Source organism: Clostridium sp. KNHs214 (assembly GCF_000744935.1).
GTDB lineage: Bacteria > Bacillota > Clostridia > Clostridiales > Clostridiaceae > Haloimpatiens.
In genome coordinates this window covers 686,461-708,098 of sequence record NZ_JQMW01000009.1, presented here as the reverse complement: position 1 = coordinate 708,098, position 21,638 = coordinate 686,461, and the positions used below count along the sequence as shown (strand labels likewise).

Here is a 21,638-nt window from a genome sequence, read left to right as displayed (position 1 = left end):
AACGGGTATTGAAATTTGAAAACAAAGAATTTCTAAGGCTAGCTCAATAGTCTAAAAAACTATATTTATTGTTACCTTAAAGACAGATTTTTCGGTTCATACGTACATTACTTATGGTGGAGAGAGCCTACTGAAGGATAATTTTCCTCCACTATGTTACGGAAAATCTTTAATTAAATAAATGATATAGCAAAAAGCTATAATTATTCCATTAAATGGAATAGTCATAGCTTTTCTTTTAGGGCTTTAAAAATCTTTTATTGGCGACAGCCAGCCTAAATACATAGGCATGATTAGGACTTATACAAACCAATGCTTTACGTCAAAACATATTAAATTTTATTTACTGTTTTATTTTTATAATTAATTATTTATGTATACATAACTTTAACTGTGGAATGTATTTAAAAATTAAATTATTAAAAAATAAAACCTTGAGACATATAATATCCGAAGGTTTTTAATATTAGTTTTTATTTTATAATATAAGAAGATTACGGATTAAGAGATGTATTTTTCGTAAATTCTGTTACCATTCTTATCATGAATTTTTCCAGTAAAACTATATCCCATGGCTTCCCAAAAAGGAATACCATTATCAGCATTAGCCGTTAAGTAGATGTTGTTTGTGCCATTTATGGCAATTATTTTCTCGATAAAATTGGACATAGGATTATCTGGGGTATTAATGAAAAACCAATTATATCATCATTTTTATAGCATAGGTACAGCCATTATTTATATTTATGTGTTTCTTCACCTATGATATCTATAATTTTAGGAATTATATGTTTAGGAATGTTATCCTCTGCTTACTTGAACATATTTCATCAAAATATTCAGTAAATAATGTTAAAAATTCTTTATAATGATTGATGTTTTCCTTGTCGTATAAGATAAAAGTTATTTTTAAATTATAACATATTATTTGCAAATAATGACAATTATGATAGAAATAATTATAGTTTTATTGCTTACTATATACTTAAAGTTGCATATATTTACTTACTAGCCTTTAAGAAAAGTGCAGAATTATATATTACAATTAATCAAAATATTATTAGTGACTGAGAATTGTGGCTTAAACGAATGGCTCCGCCTAAAAAATATTATGAGCTCTTTCTATTTATAAATTAAAGATTTTCCATAGCGCAGCGGAGGAAAATCATCCTTTAGTTAGCTGTATTCCCCCATAGATAGCTTATGCATGAACCGAAAAATCACACTTTAAGGAAGTGAAAAAAATTGGAATTTGGGACTATGGAACTAGCTTTAGAACTTCTTATGTTTGCAGATTTCAATTCCCGTTAAGAAACCTTCCTGTTTGAGGGACGCAAGGAGCGAGTTAAGGTTTTAGGGGATTGAAATCTGCAAACATGTAGAAGTTCTTAGCGTATTGTGATTAGTCCCAAATTCCAATTTTTTCACGGACTTAAAGTGTGATTTTTCTTACGGCACTTGCTTCACAATATTCTTATCTTATGTATTGATAGTAATAACACTTGATTCTACCGTTATAAAGTTTTCTGTTTTTATCTGCCTTTTTACCAAAGTTCTTTTGGAAATATTCATTTGAGGTTATTATAAAAAATGACCAAGTATCATTTTCTTTATATAACTCTCCTAATCTTTTGTATATGCTTTCAATTTCCTTAATTTCTCCTATTCTCTCTCCATAAGGTGGATTACATATGACACATGCTCCTTTTTTCTTGGTAGTAAACTCTTGAACTGGCATTTGCTGAAAATGAATGTACTCTGAAATTCCTGCACCTTTAGCATTTTCTCTGGCAGTTCTTAAAACCCCTTTATTTATATCCAGCGCCATTATCTTTAAATCTTCATTATTTATTTTTCTTTTAGCATAACCTCTAGTTTGTTCCCAAACTTCTTTAGGAATTTGAGGCCACTTTTCTGACACAAAATTTCTATTTAATCCAGGAGCTATATTTTTACCTATTAAAGCGGCTTCTATTGCTATAGTCCCAGAACCACAGCAAGGGTCTATAAGAAGTTTTGAACTATCCCAATTACTTAAAAGCACTAAAGCTGCTGCCAATGTTTCTTTCATAGGAGCTTCTCCTGCCCTTTCCCTGTATCCTCTTTTATGTAAGCCTGGCCCTGAAGTATCAATAGTTAATGTTACTATATCCTTTAAAAGAGCCACTTCTATTTTATATTCTGGACCATCCTCTGAAAACCAATCTTTATTGTATTTTCTCTTCATTGATTCCACCACAGCTTTTTTAACTATACTCTGGCAGTCTGGAACACTAAACAACTTTGATTTTACTGATTTTCCTGTGATATGCATAAACCCATCCTCTGGAATTATATCACCCCAATTTAGCTTTAATGTGCCCTGATATAAATCTTCAAAGCTTTCTGCTTTAAATTCTGTAACTTTTATAAGTACCCTATCTGCACATCGAAGCCAAATATTGCATAAAGCTATATCGTATTCATCTCCTTGAAAAGTAACTTTACCATTTTCTACTACCAAATCTTCATAACCCAAATTTTTTAATTCTTTTGCCACTACAGACTCTAATCCAAAAGTGGATGTTGCTATTAATTCATACATTTGCTCTTCAACTCCTAAATATTGATACTATCATTCGTAAATTTTTACTGAATCACTTCCATCTATTTCTGTAACTTCAACTGAAATATTTTCCTTTCGTGAAGTAGGTATGTTCTTTCCAACGAAATCTGCTCGTATAGGAAGCTCCCTATGACCTCTATCTACTAATACAGCTAGTTCTATTCTCTCAGGTCTTCCATTGTCTATAATAGCTTCTAGGGCCGCTCTTGCAGTTCTTCCTGTGTATAATACATCATCAACTAATACTACTTTCTTTCCTTCAATTTTCACTTGTAAATTGTTATTATTTATTATTGGCTGCTCATTTACTGGTGACAAATCATCTCTATATAGGGTAATATCTACGCTACCTACTTGAACCTTTTCTCCCTCTATAACTTCTATTAAATTGGCTATTCTTTCAGCAAGTGGATACCCTCTTCTCTTTATTCCTATTAAAACTACATCCTTTACACCCTTATTTTTCTCTATTATTTCATGGGATATTCTTGTAAGTGTCCTTCCCATAGCTTTCTCGTCTAAAATAACTGCTTTAAGTTTCATATGAACCCCTCCAATTACATAAATAGAAAAACGTCTAGATCCTATGATCTAAACGCATTTTAATACTCATATACTATTTTACAGGCAATTTCCCAATTTTTCAATGAGATTTTGAAAATAATCTGGAAGAGGCGTAGAAAATTCTACATATTTTCCTGTAGTAGGATGTATAAATCCAAGTTTATGCGCATGAAGCATTTGTCCTGCTAATTTATATTTTTGTTTTTTATATCCGTATACTGGATCTCCAACCAGTGGGTGACCAATATAAGCCATATGTACTCTTATTTGATGTGTTCTTCCAGTTTCCAATTTACATCTTATAAGTGTGTTGTTTTTATATCGATTTTCCACATTAAAATGTGTAACAGCTTCCTTTCCACCTTGAATTACAGCCATTTTAATTCTTTCAGTTGCATGTCTTCCTATAGGCGCGTCTACTTTACCTTCATCTTCTTTAAGAACTCCTTCCGTAAGTGCAATATACTCTCTATTCATAGAATGTTCTTTAAGTTGTTCTGCCAAGCAATTGTGAGAATTATCATTTTTAGCTACTACTAAAACCCCAGAAGTATCTTTATCTATTCTATGAACAATACCTGGGCGAGTTATTCCATTTATACCAGATAAATCCTTACAATGATATAATAAGGCATTTACTAAAGTTCCACTATAAACTCCTGGTGCTGGATGCACCACCATTCCTTGAGGTTTATTAACTACTATAACATCACTATCCTCATATATTATATCTAAAGTGATATTTTCTGGCTTTATATTTAATTCTATGGGCTCTGGTATTGATAATTCAACTATATCCATTTCTTTTAATTTGTAATTATTTTTTTTTATTTTCCTATTTACAGTAGCATTTCCACTTTTAATTAGCTTTTGTATATAGGATCTAGATTTCCCCTCCATAGCTTCTGCAAGAAATACATCTATTCTTACACTATCGAATTCCTCTTCTATTCTAAACAAATACTTATTTTCCTCTTTCATTCTTATCTTCCTTTATTAAAAAAATTATCAATAAAAAAGTACCTATACAAACTAATATATCAGCTACATTAAATACTGGAAAATAATAAACATCTTTATAATGAAGCATTATAAAGTCAATTACATACCTATATAAAAGCCTATCTACCAAATTTCCAATAGCTCCAGCAATTATTAAAGATAAACTTATTCTTAATAATATGCTTTTTGGTTTTTTATATATTAAATAATAAATTACACCGCCTAATACAAATATAGTTATCATGCTTAAAAAATATATTTTATTTTTCATTATGCCAAAAGCCGCACCAGTATTTTCCAAATAATAAAAACTAAAAAAGTTATTTATTATTTTTATTTCACCAATATTAGATAATATGTTTACGCTCCAAAACTTTGTAATTCTATCAAGTAATACACCAAGTATTATTATGATTATTTCCATTCCCATCCCCCAATTTCCTATTAGTGCTATCATATATTTATATGTTTAATTTGGCAATTGATTTCTATATTTAGTCTGGCAACTGATTTTTGTATTGGTCATTACTTATTCTTTCAATAGGCTCAACATAGCCTATTTCATCCTCATTCTCATCAAAGTCTCCATAGTTATAATATTTTATTGAACTATAACTATTATAGGGTTCATTAAATCTTTCCACGCTTTGATAACTATCTTCTGCATCAAATCCCACTTTATCAGTTAAATCGTTATATCCATATCCAAATGGACTTTTCAATACTACTTCTTCCACGGGTCTTTGTTCTGCTCCAGAGGCAGTATTAATTTCCTTTTGACACTTAGTACAATACTGTGCATAAGGTATAAATTCTAATCTTTCCTTGAGTATTTCCTTTCCACAGCCTTTACATTTACCATAAGAACCATCTTCTATGCTTTTTAGTGCATCATCAATTTTCTTTACTATAGTTATTTCGTGTTCCTTAAGTGCTATGCCCTTTTCTTTTTCATAAAGATTCCCACCTGAATCTGCAGGATGATTATCATAATTAGATAACTCATCTTCTAGTCCCATATTACTGTTTATAGTATCGTTATCTTCCATCTGCTGCAATAGCATCTCTACATCTTTTTTTTGATTTAAAAGTTTATTTTTAAAATGTTCCCTATTTTTAAGGTCCATGCTATCAACTCCTTTAAAAATACTTTCAAACTTAGTTTTTCTAAAGAAGCTTTTTTTATTCTACAATAAACTTATATAATCAATCCAATATTTCTTCTAGCTTATTTAATTTTTTTATTATTTTTTCTAAGTTTTCTATAGAAATAGTCTGCTTACAATCTGAGATAGCTTCATCAGGACTTATATGACTTTCTATAATAAGTCCATCAGCTCCTGATGCTATAGCTGCTATAGACATATCTGACACTAATTCTCTAAGACCAGTTCCATGGCTAGGATCTACAATTATTGGAAGTCTATATTTCTTCTTTACCACCGCCACAGCATTTAAGTCTAAAGTATTCCTTGTATATTGTTCAAAAGTCCTTATACCTCTCTCACATAAAATAACATTAGTATTACCCTCAGACATAATGTATTCAGCAGCATAAAGCCATTCAGATATGGTTGCACTCATACCTCTTTTAAGAAGTACAGGAGCTCTTAATTTACCCACTTCCTTTAGCAAACTATAGTTATACATATTTCTAGAACCTATTTGTATCACGTCTACATATTCCAAGGCTTCTTCTAAATCCCTAGTATCCATTACCTCTGAAACTACTGGCATGGAGAATTTTCTTCCAACTTCCTTTAATATCTTTAATCCTTCAAATTGTAATCCTTGAAAATCATATGGAGAAGTTCGAGGTTTAAAAGCTCCTCCTCTTAACATATGTACTCCAACATTTTTTAATCTTTTAGCAATGTTAAACATAGTTTCATAGTTTTCCACTGAACAAGGGCCTGATATTATTATTTTTTTCCTATTCCCTATGCAAAAATCTCCTATTTTTACTTTTATATCTTCTCCACTACTTTTATCTACCAACAAGTTTTTCATTTTTTATTATCACCTACATACTGCTAAGCATATTTCTTAATATACTACAAGAATTTTTTACTGCTATATCTTTAAAAGTTTCATAATCTATATGCGCTCCATTATTAGCATTATCTGAAATTGATCTTATTACTACAAAAGGTACTTTATTTAAATAGCAAACTTGAGCAATACTAGCACCTTCCATTTCGCAGGCATAGGCTCCAAATTCCTCATAAAACCATTTTATTTTTTCTACATCATTTATAAATTGATCACCTGAGACGATTGGTCCTACAAAGCAATTATGTTCTTTTATTTGATCACATGCTTTTTTTGCACATTCCACAAGCTTACAGTGACTCTTAAAATCAAAAGTATCTAACCTCGGTACTTGACCTATTCTATCCCCAAAAATAGAAGTATCCATATCATGCTGAATTAAACTTTCTCCAATGACCACATCTCCAGGATATATTTTTTCTCCCACTCCTCCAGCAATTCCTACATTTATCACTGATTCCACATTGAAATCATCTATAAGTATTTGTGCACATACAGCAGCGTTCACTTTTCCTATGCCACTTCTAACAATTACTACATTTTTACCCCATAATGTTCCTCTATTAAATTCCATTGAAGCCTTTATTTTTTTTGTCTGTAGATCTAACTCTTTTAGTAATATCTCTATTTCTTCATCCATAGCTCCTATAATTCCTATAGCCATTTATTACTCCTCCTTGCTAATACTGAATTTTAATGCATTTAAAATATCCTCATTCTTTACATTAACTTTTATTTTGTATTTACCTATATTCTCAAGTAGTACCATGTTAATATTTTCATTTACATTTTTCTTATCACGATTAATAGAATACATAAAGGATTTGTAATTGTCAACCTTATAGCTAGTAGGCAATCCTAATTTTGCATACAAATTTTGCAATTTACTATAAATAGATTCATTTAAACCTAATTTAATCTCCGATAACTTTACTGCTACCAATATACCTAATGCCACTGCTACTCCATGAGGTACTTTATATTTTGAATCTGCTTCAACTCCATGTCCTATTGTATGTCCAAAATTCAATACATTTCTTAAACCTAAATCTCTAGTATCCTGAACCACTATTTTATTTTTAATTTTTAAACATTCTAATATTACGTGCAATAATTTATCGTGCTCTAAATTTAAAAGCTGAACTGCATTTTCACTTAAAAAATATAATAATTTTCCATCAGAAATTAAACCATACTTTATTATTTCCCCTAATCCATTTAATACTTCCTTTTTGTCTAAAGTTTTTAAAAAATTTAAGGACACATAAACAAATTCAGGATCATAAAAATCTCCTATTAGATTTTTTATACCACCATAATTAAAGGCAACTTTACCACCTATGCAACTATCCACTTGAGATAAAAGGGTTGTTGGTATATTAATATATCTTATTCCTCTCATATAAGTAGATGCTACAAATCCAACTAAATCTCCAACTACTCCTCCACCTAAAGCTATTAATATACTCTCTCTATCTGCCTTTTTTTCTATTAAAAAATCGTATATTCTTTTAACTGTATCTATATTTTTTCTATCCTCACCATTTTTAAAATAGAATATTTCAAAAGGAATTCTTTTTTTTAAATTATAAATATTATTTTTATATGTAGTGTATATTAAATCATCTGTTATTAGAAATACTTTATTTATTTTATACTCTTTAAGTGCTCCTGAAAATCTATCCATAGTATTTTCTAAGTATACTCTATAAGCTTTATCCTCTTTACCAACTATTATTTCATGCATAAGATTCCTCCTCAAATTCAATCTTTTTAAAATGTATTTTGGTACATGAAAAAAATAACAAGTCAAAGATGCTGATATATTTTATGTCAGACAAAAAAGTAGGGTTCGTCACTAGTAGGACTATCGGCGGGTTCTACTGACGCAGTATAACGCAAAATACACTAGCGCATACTGACTTGTTATTCATTTGAATGTGTCTTACATAGATAATAAAAAATGTGACAATCATACTTCCCCTTGAAGCATCCTATTGTCACACTTTAATTTCTTAATCTTCTTTTGCAAAAAAACTTTTTATTTCTTTTAAATCATCTTCTTTTAAATCATTCTCTTCAAAATCTTTTATGTCTAATCCAGCACTTTTTTCATCATTAGCAAAATCTTCTATGTTCTTTTCACCTATATCTTCAATAGGACTTCCTACATTGTAATTCTTTACAAAGTCTTTTTCCAAGCTTTCAAACATATCTAATTGACTCTTCATAAAATTTCTAAATTTATTAGTGAACTTAAGGAATTCTTGTTTTATTACATCGTAATCATCATTTATTTTAACTACATCATTATGAGCCTTATCCAGTATTCTTTGTGAAGAATCATTAGCGTTCTTAATAATCAAATCTGCTTCCTGTTGAGCTGTCTTTTTTGCTTGTTCAGCTGCATTTTGTGCTAAAATTAATGTATTTTGTATAGTTTCCTCAATTTTTGAATAGTGTTCAACTTTCTCATTTTGAAGATGTAATTTTTCTTTTAAAGATATATTTTCTTTATATACTTTTTCATAATCTTCTACTATAAGATCTAAAAATTCATCTACATCATCTACGTCGTATCCCCTAAAACATCTTTTAAATTCTTTATTGTTTATATCTACAGGAGTTATCACACCCATCACCTCAGTTTAAATAAATTTTTTTATTTCCATTTTAATTCTATCTTTTTGAGTATATCCTAAAATATCCCCTATTTTATATTTTCCATAACCTCTTACAGTTATAACTGAATTGGTTTTAACTCTACAATCTTTTTTATCCGCTGACACATAATCTATTAATACATTTCCCATTCCAATCCACTGAATAGCCTTACTTCTAGATACATTACATAAACTACTTACCATGGAATCTAGTCTATTAGAAGTTATTATTATTACTTTTTCTTCAAAGCTATATTGCGGTATTTCATCCGTTAAAATATCCAAAAGGGATATTTTACAAGGACTCTTGTTTATGTGTTGTAAATTATACTTTATAAAATCCACCATATCTTTTTCAACTGGAAGGTAGCAGCAATCTTCTTTTAAAATTAAATCTCCTAGTTTCTCTCTCTTAATTCCCAATGCCATAATGGAACCTAAAAAGTCTTTATGCTGGAGATTTAAAAATTTAGTGTTAGCTTTTATTTTCAATAATTCTAGCGGATAAAATAGTTCTTTTTCTTCTTCAGTTGAAAAGGCAACCATCCTTCTCTCGGAGTCCTTAAAAACTCCATAAGAATAAAAGTTAACACTATTCTTATTGCTTATTGTTTTAATTTCATTACATTCATCTGGTGTATAGAATTCATTAGAATAAACCACCATATTAGCTTTATAAGCTAAACAAATTTTTTCTTCTATATTTGATAATTTATTTTTATCCATATTATCATTCCTAAAGTCCTATAAATAAAGGAAGTATCATTCTTCTTAATATACCTATAATAAAGAAAGCTATTATAGGAGAAAAATCAATCATTAAACCAGGTATTAATCTTTGTTGCAGTTCTCTTCCTGGACGCAATAAAGGTTCTGTAATAATATGAACTATCCTTGTAAATTCATTTTCTCTTCCAGCTGAAACCCATGATAAAATCACATCTATAAATATTGCATATTCTAGAAAGGTAAGTAATATATCAAAAAATCTAAAGATCATCTTTTCCTCCGTATTTCCTATTTAATAATTTTTCTATTTAGTGAAACTGAATATTCCCTTGGAAAGCTCATTTTTAAGTTCATTGCTCACAACTACATTTGATGGAGATAGTATGTATACATTCCTTTCTACTTCTTGTAAACTACCTCCTAAAACATAACTTGCTCCACCAATAAAATCTAAAAGACGTTGTGCTATCTTACTCTCTAAATTTGATGTATTTACTACAATTATTTTTCTATTTTTTAAATCATCACATATACCTGCTGCTTCATCAAAAGACTCTGGTTTCACTATTACAACTTTTGCAGAAGCATTGGTATGTATATTTACAACTTTATTTTGTTTCTTATTATTTGATATATCATAACACTCTATCTCATCTTCTTTTTCTTCTTCCATTTCCATTTCGTCTTCTTCTAATTCTTCATACTCATCTTCCAAACCAAATATACCCATAACTTTATTTAACATTTTACCTGACATTACACCAACCTCCTATTTATATTTTCTAGGTCCAAATATTCCTTGGCCTACTCTTATCATGTTTGAACCCTCATCCAGTGCAATTTTATAGTCACCAGACATACCCATGGACAATATCTCCATACTTATATTTTTATTTTTTCCATTTTTTAGTTCTTGAAAAATATCGTTCATTTTTCTAAAGTACTTTCTATTTTCCTCTTCTGTCCCTTTAGGTATTATGCACATAAGACCCTTTACATTTATATTGCTACATTGTGCACATTTATCTATAAGTTCATCCAATTCACTTAAATAAATTCCTGTTTTACTCTCTTCTTCACCTATATTAATTTGTATTAATACATTTGCCACTGCATCCTTAGCCTTAAATCTTTTTTGTATTTCCTCTGCTAGCTTTATGCTGTCTAAAGAATGAATCAAGTGAACTTTACCCACTATATATTTTACCTTGTTACTTTGAAGATGTCCTATTAAATGCCACTGGACATCCTTATGAAATTTATCATACTTCTCTACTAATTCCTGTACCTTGTTTTCTCCAAAGTTCCTTATGCCCTTATTATATGCATGTTCCATTTCCTCCACAGTTCTAGTTTTAGAAACAGCAATAAGAGTTACACCCTCTTTTAATTCATTTAAAACATGTTGAACATTTTCTTCTATAGACAATTTTATCGCTCCCTAACAAAAATTACGTCGTAAATGGTAAATTATTTATAATATTCTTCAAAAACACTGAAAATCCTTTCAAAATAGAAGAATTTTTAATTAAATTTAAATTATTATTTTATTTTAGGTTTTGCTTTCTTATATTCTTTACTGCCTACATAAGAATTTATCTTTATATTATCTTGACCTTTTACATCTACACCTATTTTTCTAAGAATCATCATATATTTTAAATAATTTTCATTCATAAGCATGTATTTTTCCATAACCTCTTTATTACCTATGGCATTAATATAAAAAGGAGATACTATAGTTATTTCATTTAATTTAATATTAGTTCCTCCACAATAGTCATAAGTTCCATCTACTATTCTCTGTCCATTTACCTCAATAGCTTCTGCTCCTGCATTTTTTAAATCGTTTATTATAAATATAATATCGTAAAAATGCACTAGATGCTCTTCATTTCCTGTGGCACTATATTCATCTATAGCATCATTAACTGTTATAGTTATTCCTTCTCCTTCTACATCAGTCATACCTAAAATAGCCTTATTTTCTTGTAATTCCTCTTGTATTTCACCTATAATTTTATATCTATCTTCTTCACTGTTTTTATATTTAGTAAGCTTGGAATTGTACTTTCTGTATTGACTTTTTAAATTACTAATTTCATTGTACAGTTTACTTCTATCTGCATAAGCATTTTGATATTGATCCACTGACAAAAAATTATTAACTTTTTCATTTTTAAAATCTATATTCATAGAAATTAAAATACCTATGATTATACATGAAATAAATACAAATATATGAGCTTCATTAGTTCTCATTTAATCACCCTCACTGATGTGATTTAGCTTTTTCGATAAGCACTCTTCTTATAGTAGCAAAGTTGTCAAAAATTCTTCCACCAAAAACTATAACCGCTGCCAAATAAATAGGAACTCCCAATTTATCTCCTAAATAAGCCAATGCTGCTGCAAGAACCGCATTTCCGAAAAAACCAGATATAAATATATCTACTCTAAATTGCTTAGCTAAACTTGCCTTTAAGGCTCCAAATACAGAATCCAAACAAGCAAATATCGCAACAGATATATACGGCGAAAATTTATCTGGAATATTTATATTCCAAACAGCACCTAAAATTATTCCTAATATTAATCCTACTAGAGCTATCATAGTGACTCCCCCTATTTGTCCTTTACAGTTTTAGCATACTTAAATTTAAATATTTTATTAGTTTTCTTTATTGATACACTTTTCTCAACATTCCATTTAATATCACAACTTTCAGATAAGCCTCCTGGTATACTACCTGGAAAATTCAAAGCTTGTTCTAATGCTGCTTTATCACCAATTGCCTTGATAACTACTCTTTTTACTGGTGATATTTTATCATTATCTATTCTTATAGCATTACCTGCATTTCTTATACCTGTATTAGAAGTTATTCTAATATCATTTACAGATATAGCCTCCGCACCACCTGCATATAATTCATTTATTATATAAAGAATATCTCTATCATTCATAGGAAAAGTATCAAGCCCCACTTTAAAAAAATCACTTCTAGGAGTAATATACATAACTATGCCTTCTCCATCTAAGTCCGTTTCACCTAAAAAGTTTCTTGTATCATCTAATTCCTCTTTTAATTTTTTAGTAGAATCATCTCTACCAACCACTTCTGTTTCATATTGTCTTAATTTATACTGCAAATCATTTATTTTAAACTCCATATCCTTTTTTTCTTTCTTTAACTGTTCTATTTCAACAACTATTTCTGGATCATTCTTATTACCATCTGTAATATCTTGCCTCTTATTCACAATTTTAAGTTGATATGTAAGCATAAAGCCTAATAGACAACATACTAATGCTATAGAAATTTGTGCTCCTAACTTCTTCATATATAATCCTCCTACTTTTCTATGTGAAATACAGGATTACCCTTAAAGCTCACATCTACATATCCTTTTCTATTTTGTAAATTTTGCTTTTTTATTATAGATATAGCCCTGTTCAATTTATCTTCTAAATTATTATAGTCACCCATTTTAACACAAATATTACCATAATAGACCTTTATATCGTAAATATTAGTTACATCAACAATACTCATAGCTATCTTTGATGTATCATTAATTACTAAATCTGTTATGTTTTTTATAACATCTATTTTTCTCCGGTCTTTATAAGGAAGTACTTGTCCTATAACCAAATCATTTTTTTCGTATCCTACCAATTTTATTAATTTCATTGTACTAATATTATTTCTTTTTTCAAGCACAACTGATTCCTTATCTATTATATAATAGTTAGAATCCTTTTGCGTATAAAAAGTTGCACTTCTCTCATTAACATCTATTAATATTTTATTAGGCAACCTTCTTTTAATTTTCACCTTTAACACATATGGATTTCTTAATATATCGTCCTTAATACTTCTAACATTAATATTAAATATATTATTTCCTTGCTTAATTCCCGATAATTTTATTATTTCACTTTTTGTTACATTACTATTATTAATCACAACTATATCTTTTATACTAAAATAAGGTAGTTTGAAAAGTAAAGTTAGAGAAATTATTGCAAGTAAAGAAGTTAAAAATAAAAATTTTACAAACATTTTTTTCCTTCTTCTTTTTTTTATAAGCCTCTCCCTATTTTCAATTATATATCTGCTTTCTTCTAGATAAGTAACATTATTATTTTTATCATTTTTCTCCATACTTTTCACATCTTTCTAAGCTAAATATAGTTTAAATATTTTCTTTTAGTTACAATGCATTTTTTACAGTTAGTTTATAATTTAATTATTATTAAAAAATAATTATTATGAATTACTAATACATCATCACTATTATTTTACCATAATATAAATTAGCATACCAGTAGGTATGCTAATTTATATTATTCTGTCTAGAAACATTTAAGAGTACTCCCATAGCAATCATGTTAAACAGCAGTGCCGATCCACCATAACTTATAAAAGGTAGTGGAACTCCTGTTACTGGCATAGAACCAGTAGCAACTGCTATATTAATCAACGCCTGAACGCCAACTACGGATGTTATGCCTATAGCTAAAATACTACCATATACATCTTTAGCATTTACAGCTGTCTTTATTCCTCTCCAAATAAATATTACAAATAATGTTATTATGAATATACATCCTATTAATCCAAGTTCCTCACCTATAACTGAAAATATAAAATCATTATGAGGCTCCGGCATAAAGTTCTTTTGCCTTGATCTTGTAAAACCTACTCCTAAAATCCCTCCAGATCCTAAAGAAAGCAGCGATTGTATTAGTTGATATCCTGTCTTTTTTGGATCTAACCACGGGTTCCTAAAGCTCATAAGCCTATCCATCCTGTATGATGCCGTTACTGTAAAAAAAACTCCTGCAGCAACTAAAAGGGAACCTAGCCCAATTAAATGTATCATTTTTGCTCCAGAGCAAAATAATATTATAACCGTAACTATCATTATTACAGATGCTATACTAAGGTTTTTTTCCTTTAAAACTAATGCTGCATAAACACCAGACACCAAAAGAAAGGGAAAAATTCCATAAATTAAGCTCTTAACCTTTTCTCCTTTTCTTTCTACACTTTTGGCCATATAAAGCACCACAGTATATTTAGCTATTTCAGATGGCTGAATACTTACTGGTCCTAATGTTATCCATCTTTGAGCATTATTCACTGGTGGAAATGCAAATACTGCCAATAATAACGCTATTGTTATTAACATAATAGCTTCATTATATTTTTTTAATTTATGATAATCTATATTCAATGCTATTATCATAAAAATAGTGCCTAAAATAGAAAAAATAAATTGTTTCTTTAAAAAGTAATATCCATCTTTTTGGAACCAAAGAGCACTATTGTAACTTGCACTTCCCACTAATATTACTCCTAATGTTACTAAAAGAAGTATTGTAGTGAATAAAACAAAATCAATTTTTCCCTTTTTTAATTTGGGTGTATTCATAATACCTCCTCCTGATTAATTGCTATAAGGTTGGCAATGATAAGAAGGCTATCAAACACAATATAGTTGTTACTATACTAAATATTGACACTACCTTTGTTTCATGCCATCCACTTAACTCAAAGTGATGGTGAATAGGGCTCATTTTAAAAACCCTCTTCCCTGTAAGTTTAAAGGAAGCAACTTGGATAATTACCGATAAAGCTTCTAATACATATATTCCTCCAACTATAATAACTATCAAAGGTAATTTAAGCATCATAGCTACCGCTGCAACCGCTCCCCCTAAAGCTAATGATCCAGTATCTCCCATAAATACTCCCGCTGGAAAAGCATTGTATCTTAAAAATCCCAGTAATGCTCCTACTGTAGTTGCACAAAATATTGCTATTTTATATTCTCCCATAGCAAAACTTACTAATGCAAAGAAAGTCATTACCAAAAGTGTCACTGAAGAAGCCAAACCATCCAGTCCGTCAGTTAAGTTCACAGCGTTAGTCGTAGCTGCATAATATACAATCATAAATGGAATATATAAGCTTCCTAAATTCCATGTTCTATTTGTAAATGGGATTATTATAGAAGTACCCACATTATTAGCTCCGTAAAAAGCCAGTACACCTGATGCTATCAATAAAAGTAACATTTTTTGATAAGCTCTTAATCCCAAATTATTTTTGTGTATTATTTTAAGCATATCATCCAAAAATCCTATAGCACCAAAAGCAATAAAAGCATATAAAATCACCATGGATTTATCCTGAGGATTTCTAATAGCCATAATAATAGTTATGGTCACAGAAACTATAAATATTATTCCTCCCATGGTAGGAGTACCTGCTTTTTTCATGTGACTTTTAGGACCTTCTTCTCTTATGATTTGACCAAATTTTAATCTATGAAGCATAGGAATTAATATAGGTCCTCCAATTAAAGATATTAAAAACGCAACTAATAACCAATATATCATTACTTTCATATTTTCACCTTCTCTAGTAATTTATTATCTGAAGTTTTTCTACTACATTTTCAAATTTCATGTATCTAGAAGCCTTTACTAAAACACAATCATCCTTTTGTAAAAAATCCTTCATATATACTTCTAACTGTTGTAAATCATCAAATTGTTTAAATTTTTGTTCTCCAAAACCACTTCTAAAAGCTTCTTCGAATTCTCCTAAAGAAAATAAGTAATCTATTCCCTTCTCTTTAGCATATTCAGCCACCTGTCTATGTGCTTCATAAGCTATATGACCTAGTTCTCTCATAGTTCCCAATATAGCTATCTTTCTATTGCATTTAACATTTATAAGCACATCTATAGCGGCTTTTACAGAATCAGGGCTAGAATTATAACAATCATTTATTATAGTAAATTTTTTGCCTTTTATAAAATCCAATCTCATAGAAGTAGCTTCTATATTTTCAAATCCTTTAATTATTTCCTCATAACTTACATCTAACTCTCTTGCACAAGCAATAGCCAACAACGAATTATATACATTATGCTTACCAATCATATTTAAAGTTATTTTTTTATTAACATTTGAAGATTTTTCTTTAAGCTGGTACGAAATTCCATCTTCATTTAATATTATATTTTCACCCCAGTAGTGGTTATTACCATTTATGCCTACTTTAATCAAATTAAAATTCTTTTTCTTCACTGTAGATAAAAATTCATCGTCACCATTTACAATTAAAGTATTGTTACTTTGAAAGAAATCCACTATTTCCATTTTAGCCTTAAGTATGTTTTCTCTAGTTTTCAAATTTTCTATATGAGAAATTCCTATATTTGTTATAATAGCTACATCTGGCTTTGCCACTTCTGAAAGTCTATGAATTTCACCTAAATTACTCATCCCCATTTCTAATACTGCTACTTCATAGCTATTATCTAGTGACATAAGCATAAGTGGAAGTCCTATTTCATTATTAAAATTGCCCTTTGTTTTAAAAACTTTATACTTCCCACTTAAAGCTGCAGCTACCACATCTTTTGTTGATGTCTTTCCAGTGGATCCAGTTATACCTACAATCTTTAAATTTAATTTTTCTCTATAGTATTTACCTAAGTCTAATAATGCTTTATATGTATCTTCTACTAATATAACAGAAGTTTCTTCCTTTATACTATCTTTATTAAATTTAGTATCACTTACAATACAAAGATTAGCTCCTTTATCACTAGCTTCTTCTATAAATTCATTAGCATCAAATTTTTCTCCTTTTAGAGCTATGAATATATCTCCTTTTGATAAAGTTCTAGTATCAGTATTTACCCTTGTATATTTCTGAGTATTGCCCTTTAAAATCAGTTCTCCATTTACAGCAATCTTTATTTCTTCTAAAGTCAATTTTTCCACTTAAAACAGCTCCTTTACTATCTCTGCGATAACTTCTCTTTCGTCAAAGTGAATAGTTCCATCTTTAAGTACTTGATAATCTTCATGACCCTTTCCTGCAACTACAATAACATCACCTTTTTTAGCTATTTCCATAGCTTTTTTAATTCCTTCTCTTCTATCCGTAATAACCATATAATTATCTTTAACTATTCCTGCTACTACATCCTCTATTATTTTATCCGGCTCCTCAGTTCTTGGATTGTCTGAAGTTATTATTGCTACATTACTTAGTTCTGACCCTATTTTACCCATTATAGGTCTTTTAGTTTTATCTCTATCTCCTCCACATCCAAATACACTTATAAGTCTTCCCTTTGTAAATTCTCTAGCAGTTTCTAGTATATTTTGTAATCCATCTGGAGTATGTGCATAGTCTACTATCACATCAAATCCCAAATTATATTTCTTAGTAACTATTTCACATCTTCCTGGTACTTGAACCCTATTAAGTCCCTTTATAACCTTTTGTATATCTATGCCTTCATTCAAGCATGTAGCTGCACTACCTAATGCGTTGTATACATTATAGTTTCCTGGTATCTGCAGCTCTACATTTTCATAGTTATCTTTATAAAAAATCTTAAACTCTGCTCCTCTTGGATGTATACTTATGTTTTCAGCCTTTACATCAGCAGCTTCTTTTATTCCATAGCTTATCTTATTATTGCTGGCATCTTCTAATACTTTTTTGCCATAAGAATCATCTATATTTACAATGGAATTAACACTATTTTTAAACAATTCTAATTTAGCATTATAATAATTATCAAAAGTTTTATGAAAATCCAAGTGGTCTTGAGTTAAATTTGTAAACATCCCTTGGCAAAATTCTATGCCATATACTCTGTTTAAACTTAAAGAATGCGATGATACCTCCATAACACAATACTCCACTCCATTATCCACCATTTTTTTAAACAATTCATGTAACTCTAATGATTCTGGTGTTGTTCTTTCAGAATGAAGTTTTTGATTTCCTATATAATTAGCTATGGTTCCTATTAATCCAACCTTATAACCTGCTTCTTCTAAAATACTTTTTATCATAAAGGCAGAAGTGGTTTTTCCATTAGTACCAGTTATGCCTATTATTTTCATTTTTTCAGCCGGTCTGCCGTAAAAATTTGCAGAGCACAAAGCTAATGCCTTTCTTCCATCTTTAACTTTTATAACAGCAGTATTAGGCATAGGTTCTACTACATCCTCTTCACATACAATAGCATTTGCACCCTTCTTAAGTGCTGAGGAAATAAATTTATGCCCATCTTCGTTAAAACCCTTGATACAGAAAAATACATCTCCCTTTTGTATTTTTCTAGAATCATATTGAATATTACTAATTTCTAAACTATTGTTTCCTTGCAATACGCTATAATCTAAACCTTCTAGTAATTTTTTTAAATTCATAAAAACACTCCATTTCACTAGCAATACAAATGCTGTTGACAAATATAATAATTTTGTCAACAGCTTACTATTAATCGCCTATCACATTAAGATGTAAATTTATTAAAGTTCCCTTAGGCACTTTCTGACCAGGTTTTATACTTTGTTCAGATACTAATCCCTGTCCAGTATACTCAACTCTTAAGCCTAATTCCCTTAGAATTTTAGAAGCACTTTCCTGAGTACATCCAAATAAATTAGGAACTGCTACTTCCTTATTATAATTTCCACCGTTTCCACTGTAAAGTATAATTTTAGAGTTTTCTTTTACCGTATAGCCTGGTTTAGGATTTATATCTTGTATATACTCTCCATCTCCCTCAATATCAGCATTTAATCCATTTTCTTTTAATATCTTTAAAGCTTCACTCTTTTTCATGCCTCTTATTTCAGGCACTACTACATCCTTTAACAAGCTTTTAGCTATATCTTCTCCTGTAGCATCTGGTTTAAATGCTAAATAATTAAAAGTGTCATAAAAAACTTGTTTAGCTACTACTGTAGCTATTTGTCCTGCATAATAGTTAGATGGGTCTGGTTCATCTATAGACACCATAATAGATATCTTAGGATTATTAGCTGGAGCCATTCCTCCAAATGATGCTATATATTTTCCACTTGCATATTTACCATTTACAACTTTTTGAGCTGTTCCTGTTTTACCTGCTATATGATATCCATCTATAAAAGCCTTTCTTCCTCCACCTTCAGAAATTACCTTTTCAAGATAACCTCTTAACTCATCTGCAATTTTTTTATCTATAATTTGCTTTTCATCGTATTTATCATATTCCTTATAGACTACTTCTTTTCCATCAATATTTCTAGACACTCTGTTTAACATATGAGGTCTTACCCATTTTCCGCCATTAGCAATAGCATTAAATGCCGTCAAATACTGAATACAAGATAGGGTATTGGTTTGACCAAAAGATATGGTAGCTAAATCCGTATTTGTTATTTTTTCCGTAGGTTTTATAATTCCCAAAGCTTCTCCATTTAAATCTATACCAGTTTTTTTACCAAATCCAAAAGCTTTTATATATTTATTTAATTTTTCAGCCCCTATTTTTTCACCTACATCCATAAAACCTACGTTACAAGAGTTTTTCAATATGTCTATAAATCCCTGTTTTCCATGGCCTGTAGTTTTCCAGCAACGTATAGTATCTTTTCCAATCCTTCTAGAACCATTACACACAACACTATAGCTACTAGGATCAATTATTTTTTCACTTAATGCAGCCGTAGCAGTAACTACCTTAAATATGGAACCAGGTTCAAAGGTGTCACTTACAATTCTATTTCTCCACTTTTTTTGTAATTCATCGTAAGAGAGATTTTCTTCCCATGGATTATTTGGATTATAATCTGGTTTATTAACCATAGCAAGCACTTCACCGTTATTAGGATCCATTACTATTATTGAAACAGCCTTTGCTTTATTTACCCGCAAAGCCTCATCTGCAGCTTTTTCAGCAAAATGTTGTATCATTTGATCTACAGTTAATACTATATCGTATCCATCTATAGGTTTTTCATATCTAGATATTGAATAGGGCAAATCTTTTCTTCTACTATCTGTTTCAGAAATCTTTTTACCCTTAGTACCTCTTAAGTATTCATCATACATAAGCTCTATACCTGTCAAACCTTTTCCATCAGAATTAGTATGTCCCATAGCATGGGCTAAAAAATTACCATTAGGATAGTATCTCTTAGTATCTCCTGAAATAACAACACCTTCAATATCTAAGTTTCTTACCTTATCTGCCTTTCCTTTTTCAATTCTTCTAGCTAATATAGCTGCTCCTATTTTTTTACCATTTATAGTTTTCTTTATAGTTTTTAATATCTCTAATTCATCCATATCTAATGCTTTTGCTAATCTTTTACTTACTTCCACCTCAGATATCTTCTTGTCTTTCATATAGGCTCTTAATGTATTTAAATCCAAATCTACTCTATATACATTTGCGCTTATGGCTAATTCATTGCCATATCTGTCCAATATATCTCCTCTTTTAGGATCAATTTGTACAATGCTAGTCCATTGCGATACTGCCTTCTTTTTATATTCTGGAGATTTATATACCATTAAGTAACAAAGTCTAGAGACTAGAGCAAAAAAAACTAAAAGAAAAATTAAGAATACCACTACCATCCTCTTTCGCATTATTCCTCTGTCTTTATAAATCCTTTTTGCCAAATTACTACCTCCATTAGAATAACTTACTCTTAATAAACTCTATAAAAGATATTTTTTTTCCTTTGTTAATACCATTCTCCTTAGTATTTTCTTTAAAATATTTAGTTCCCAAATCACAATAAACTGCATGCCCTAGATTTGGTCTTTCCATATTTAGTTTTTCAGTAGCTACTTTTTCAATATATTTTATATTATCGTATTTTAATAACTCTACTTTTAAATTTTCATTTTCTCTACTTATAGTTGTTATTTGATTTTGTGTATCTATAACCTGTTGTCTTAAATTACAAATATAAGCAAAGCGCAATACTAAAATCATACCTATAGAAAATACAATTCCAATGCTCAACATAATTCCTAATTTGTTCTTAAGAGATTTTTCTTTTCTTTTATTCAATAAGTCCATTTCTTTCTTTTGTTGTTTTCTTCGTTCTTCTTCGTAATTTATCTCTTCTCTTTTTGGTACTAATGCGGTGCTACCATCTATATTGTTTTTATTCATCAATATCACTTTA

General features: G+C 29.6%; 24 protein-coding genes. All 24 read right to left on the bottom strand.

What is annotated here, in order from left to right; genetic code table 11:
* Positions 1-501 precede the first annotated feature (501 nt).
* On the bottom strand, positions 502-669 hold the full coding sequence (locus CC89_RS20405; protein ID WP_185750680.1) for a hypothetical protein: 168 nt from the start codon (positions 667-669) through the stop codon (positions 502-504).
* An 805-nt stretch (positions 670-1,474) separates the two neighbouring features.
* Positions 1,475-2,584 (bottom strand): THUMP domain-containing class I SAM-dependent RNA methyltransferase, encoded by a 1,110-nt coding sequence (locus tag CC89_RS05735; RefSeq protein WP_035290126.1) that lies wholly within the window; start codon positions 2,582-2,584, stop codon positions 1,475-1,477.
* Positions 2,585-2,614: 30 nt separating this feature from the next.
* Positions 2,615-3,148, bottom strand: coding sequence for a bifunctional pyr operon transcriptional regulator/uracil phosphoribosyltransferase PyrR (gene pyrR, locus CC89_RS05730; RefSeq protein ID WP_035290124.1), 534 nt, complete (start codon positions 3,146-3,148; stop codon positions 2,615-2,617).
* 78 nt (positions 3,149-3,226) lie between these two features.
* Positions 3,227-4,150 (bottom strand): RluA family pseudouridine synthase, encoded by a 924-nt coding sequence (locus CC89_RS05725; RefSeq protein ID WP_035290122.1) that lies wholly within the window; start codon positions 4,148-4,150, stop codon positions 3,227-3,229.
* Complete coding sequence (lspA, locus tag CC89_RS05720; RefSeq protein ID WP_035290120.1) at positions 4,134-4,595, bottom strand: signal peptidase II; 462 nt, start codon at positions 4,593-4,595, stop codon at positions 4,134-4,136. The genes CC89_RS05725 and lspA overlap by 17 nt, the downstream gene beginning before the upstream one ends.
* Before the next feature lie 70 nt (positions 4,596-4,665).
* Positions 4,666-5,298, bottom strand: a complete 633-nt coding sequence (locus tag CC89_RS05715) for a TraR/DksA C4-type zinc finger protein (protein WP_035290118.1) — start codon at positions 5,296-5,298, stop codon at positions 4,666-4,668.
* A 79-nt stretch (positions 5,299-5,377) separates the two neighbouring features.
* Positions 5,378-6,181, bottom strand: coding sequence for a 3-deoxy-7-phosphoheptulonate synthase (aroF, locus tag CC89_RS05710; RefSeq protein ID WP_035290115.1), 804 nt, complete (start codon positions 6,179-6,181; stop codon positions 5,378-5,380).
* Between the two features lie 13 nt (positions 6,182-6,194).
* Complete coding sequence (locus CC89_RS05705; RefSeq protein WP_035290112.1) at positions 6,195-6,887, bottom strand: 5'-methylthioadenosine/adenosylhomocysteine nucleosidase; 693 nt, start codon at positions 6,885-6,887, stop codon at positions 6,195-6,197.
* 3 nt (positions 6,888-6,890) lie between these two features.
* A complete protein-coding gene (gene aroB, locus CC89_RS05700; protein WP_035290109.1) occupies positions 6,891-7,970 on the bottom strand; it encodes a 3-dehydroquinate synthase in 1,080 nt (359 codons plus the stop codon).
* 268 nt (positions 7,971-8,238) lie between these two features.
* Complete coding sequence (locus CC89_RS05695) at positions 8,239-8,856, bottom strand: DivIVA domain-containing protein (protein WP_502685622.1); 618 nt, start codon at positions 8,854-8,856, stop codon at positions 8,239-8,241.
* A gap of 15 nt (positions 8,857-8,871) precedes the next feature.
* Entirely contained in the window at positions 8,872-9,612 is a 741-nt protein-coding gene (locus CC89_RS05690; protein ID WP_035290103.1) for a YlmH family RNA-binding protein, read from the bottom strand.
* Between the two features lie 10 nt (positions 9,613-9,622).
* Positions 9,623-9,886, bottom strand: a complete 264-nt coding sequence (locus CC89_RS05685; RefSeq protein ID WP_035290101.1) for a YggT family protein — start codon at positions 9,884-9,886, stop codon at positions 9,623-9,625.
* A gap of 33 nt (positions 9,887-9,919) precedes the next feature.
* Positions 9,920-10,372, bottom strand: coding sequence for a cell division protein SepF (locus CC89_RS05680; RefSeq protein WP_035290098.1), 453 nt, complete (start codon positions 10,370-10,372; stop codon positions 9,920-9,922).
* A gap of 12 nt (positions 10,373-10,384) precedes the next feature.
* The gene (locus tag CC89_RS05675) at positions 10,385-11,044 is read right to left on the bottom strand and encodes a YggS family pyridoxal phosphate-dependent enzyme (RefSeq protein ID WP_035290095.1); all 660 of its coding nucleotides are present in this window, start codon (positions 11,042-11,044) and stop codon (positions 10,385-10,387) included.
* Positions 11,045-11,157: 113 nt separating this feature from the next.
* On the bottom strand, positions 11,158-11,877 hold the full coding sequence (locus CC89_RS05670; RefSeq protein WP_035290092.1) for a DUF881 domain-containing protein: 720 nt from the start codon (positions 11,875-11,877) through the stop codon (positions 11,158-11,160).
* Positions 11,878-11,887: 10 nt separating this feature from the next.
* Entirely contained in the window at positions 11,888-12,229 is a 342-nt protein-coding gene (locus tag CC89_RS05665; RefSeq protein ID WP_035290090.1) for a small basic family protein, read from the bottom strand.
* A gap of 11 nt (positions 12,230-12,240) precedes the next feature.
* On the bottom strand, positions 12,241-12,960 hold the full coding sequence (locus tag CC89_RS05660; RefSeq protein ID WP_035290087.1) for a DUF881 domain-containing protein: 720 nt from the start codon (positions 12,958-12,960) through the stop codon (positions 12,241-12,243).
* Between the two features lie 11 nt (positions 12,961-12,971).
* Positions 12,972-13,784, bottom strand: coding sequence for a cell division protein FtsQ/DivIB (locus CC89_RS05655; RefSeq protein WP_051931522.1), 813 nt, complete (start codon positions 13,782-13,784; stop codon positions 12,972-12,974).
* A gap of 172 nt (positions 13,785-13,956) precedes the next feature.
* Positions 13,957-15,057, bottom strand: coding sequence for a stage V sporulation protein E (gene spoVE / locus CC89_RS05650; protein WP_035290085.1), 1,101 nt, complete (start codon positions 15,055-15,057; stop codon positions 13,957-13,959).
* 22 nt (positions 15,058-15,079) lie between these two features.
* Complete coding sequence (gene mraY / locus CC89_RS05645) at positions 15,080-16,036, bottom strand: phospho-N-acetylmuramoyl-pentapeptide-transferase (protein ID WP_035290082.1); 957 nt, start codon at positions 16,034-16,036, stop codon at positions 15,080-15,082.
* A gap of 13 nt (positions 16,037-16,049) precedes the next feature.
* A complete protein-coding gene (locus CC89_RS05640) occupies positions 16,050-17,426 on the bottom strand; it encodes a UDP-N-acetylmuramoyl-tripeptide--D-alanyl-D-alanine ligase (protein WP_035290079.1) in 1,377 nt (458 codons plus the stop codon).
* Positions 17,427-18,875, bottom strand: a complete 1,449-nt coding sequence (locus CC89_RS05635; protein ID WP_035290076.1) for a UDP-N-acetylmuramoyl-L-alanyl-D-glutamate--2,6-diaminopimelate ligase — start codon at positions 18,873-18,875, stop codon at positions 17,427-17,429.
* Positions 18,876-18,945: 70 nt separating this feature from the next.
* Positions 18,946-21,123 carry a stage V sporulation protein D gene (locus tag CC89_RS05630; protein ID WP_035290073.1) on the bottom strand — a complete coding sequence of 726 codons (2,178 nt, stop codon included), beginning with the start codon at positions 21,121-21,123 and terminating at the stop codon, positions 18,946-18,948.
* A 13-nt stretch (positions 21,124-21,136) separates the two neighbouring features.
* Positions 21,137-21,625, bottom strand: coding sequence for a septum formation initiator family protein (locus CC89_RS05625; RefSeq protein ID WP_185750679.1), 489 nt, complete (start codon positions 21,623-21,625; stop codon positions 21,137-21,139).
* Between the last annotated feature and the right edge of the window lie 13 nt (positions 21,626-21,638).

Bases quoted from the DNA above. Each gene is read 5' to 3' on its own strand.
- lspA (WP_035290120.1), bottom strand. From the start codon at position 4,595: ATGGAAATAATCATAATAATACTTGGTGTATTACTTGATAGAATTACA.
- mraY (WP_035290082.1), bottom strand. From the start codon at position 16,036: ATGAAAGTAATGATATATTGGTTATTAGTTGCGTTTTTAATATCTTTA.
- aroF (WP_035290115.1), bottom strand. From the start codon at position 6,181: ATGAAAAACTTGTTGGTAGATAAAAGTAGTGGAGAAGATATAAAAGTA.
- CC89_RS05660 (WP_035290087.1), bottom strand. From the start codon at position 12,960: ATGAAGAAGTTAGGAGCACAAATTTCTATAGCATTAGTATGTTGTCTA.
- CC89_RS20405 (WP_185750680.1), bottom strand. From the start codon at position 669: ATGTCCAATTTTATCGAGAAAATAATTGCCATAAATGGCACAAACAAC.
- CC89_RS05625 (WP_185750679.1), bottom strand. From the start codon at position 21,625: ATGAATAAAAACAATATAGATGGTAGCACCGCATTAGTACCAAAAAGA.
- CC89_RS05690 (WP_035290103.1), bottom strand. From the start codon at position 9,612: ATGGATAAAAATAAATTATCAAATATAGAAGAAAAAATTTGTTTAGCT.
- CC89_RS05715 (WP_035290118.1), bottom strand. From the start codon at position 5,298: ATGGACCTTAAAAATAGGGAACATTTTAAAAATAAACTTTTAAATCAA.
- CC89_RS05680 (WP_035290098.1), bottom strand. From the start codon at position 10,372: ATGTCAGGTAAAATGTTAAATAAAGTTATGGGTATATTTGGTTTGGAA.
- CC89_RS05635 (WP_035290076.1), bottom strand. From the start codon at position 18,875: ATGAATTTAAAAAAATTACTAGAAGGTTTAGATTATAGCGTATTGCAA.
- pyrR (WP_035290124.1), bottom strand. From the start codon at position 3,148: ATGAAACTTAAAGCAGTTATTTTAGACGAGAAAGCTATGGGAAGGACA.
- CC89_RS05705 (WP_035290112.1), bottom strand. From the start codon at position 6,887: ATGGCTATAGGAATTATAGGAGCTATGGATGAAGAAATAGAGATATTA.
- CC89_RS05735 (WP_035290126.1), bottom strand. From the start codon at position 2,584: ATGTATGAATTAATAGCAACATCCACTTTTGGATTAGAGTCTGTAGTG.
- aroB (WP_035290109.1), bottom strand. From the start codon at position 7,970: ATGCATGAAATAATAGTTGGTAAAGAGGATAAAGCTTATAGAGTATAC.
- spoVE (WP_035290085.1), bottom strand. From the start codon at position 15,057: ATGAATACACCCAAATTAAAAAAGGGAAAAATTGATTTTGTTTTATTC.
- CC89_RS05665 (WP_035290090.1), bottom strand. From the start codon at position 12,229: ATGATAGCTCTAGTAGGATTAATATTAGGAATAATTTTAGGTGCTGTT.
- CC89_RS05655 (WP_051931522.1), bottom strand. From the start codon at position 13,784: ATGGAGAAAAATGATAAAAATAATAATGTTACTTATCTAGAAGAAAGC.
- CC89_RS05670 (WP_035290092.1), bottom strand. From the start codon at position 11,877: ATGAGAACTAATGAAGCTCATATATTTGTATTTATTTCATGTATAATC.
- CC89_RS05725 (WP_035290122.1), bottom strand. From the start codon at position 4,150: ATGAAAGAGGAAAATAAGTATTTGTTTAGAATAGAAGAGGAATTCGAT.
- CC89_RS05685 (WP_035290101.1), bottom strand. From the start codon at position 9,886: ATGATCTTTAGATTTTTTGATATATTACTTACCTTTCTAGAATATGCA.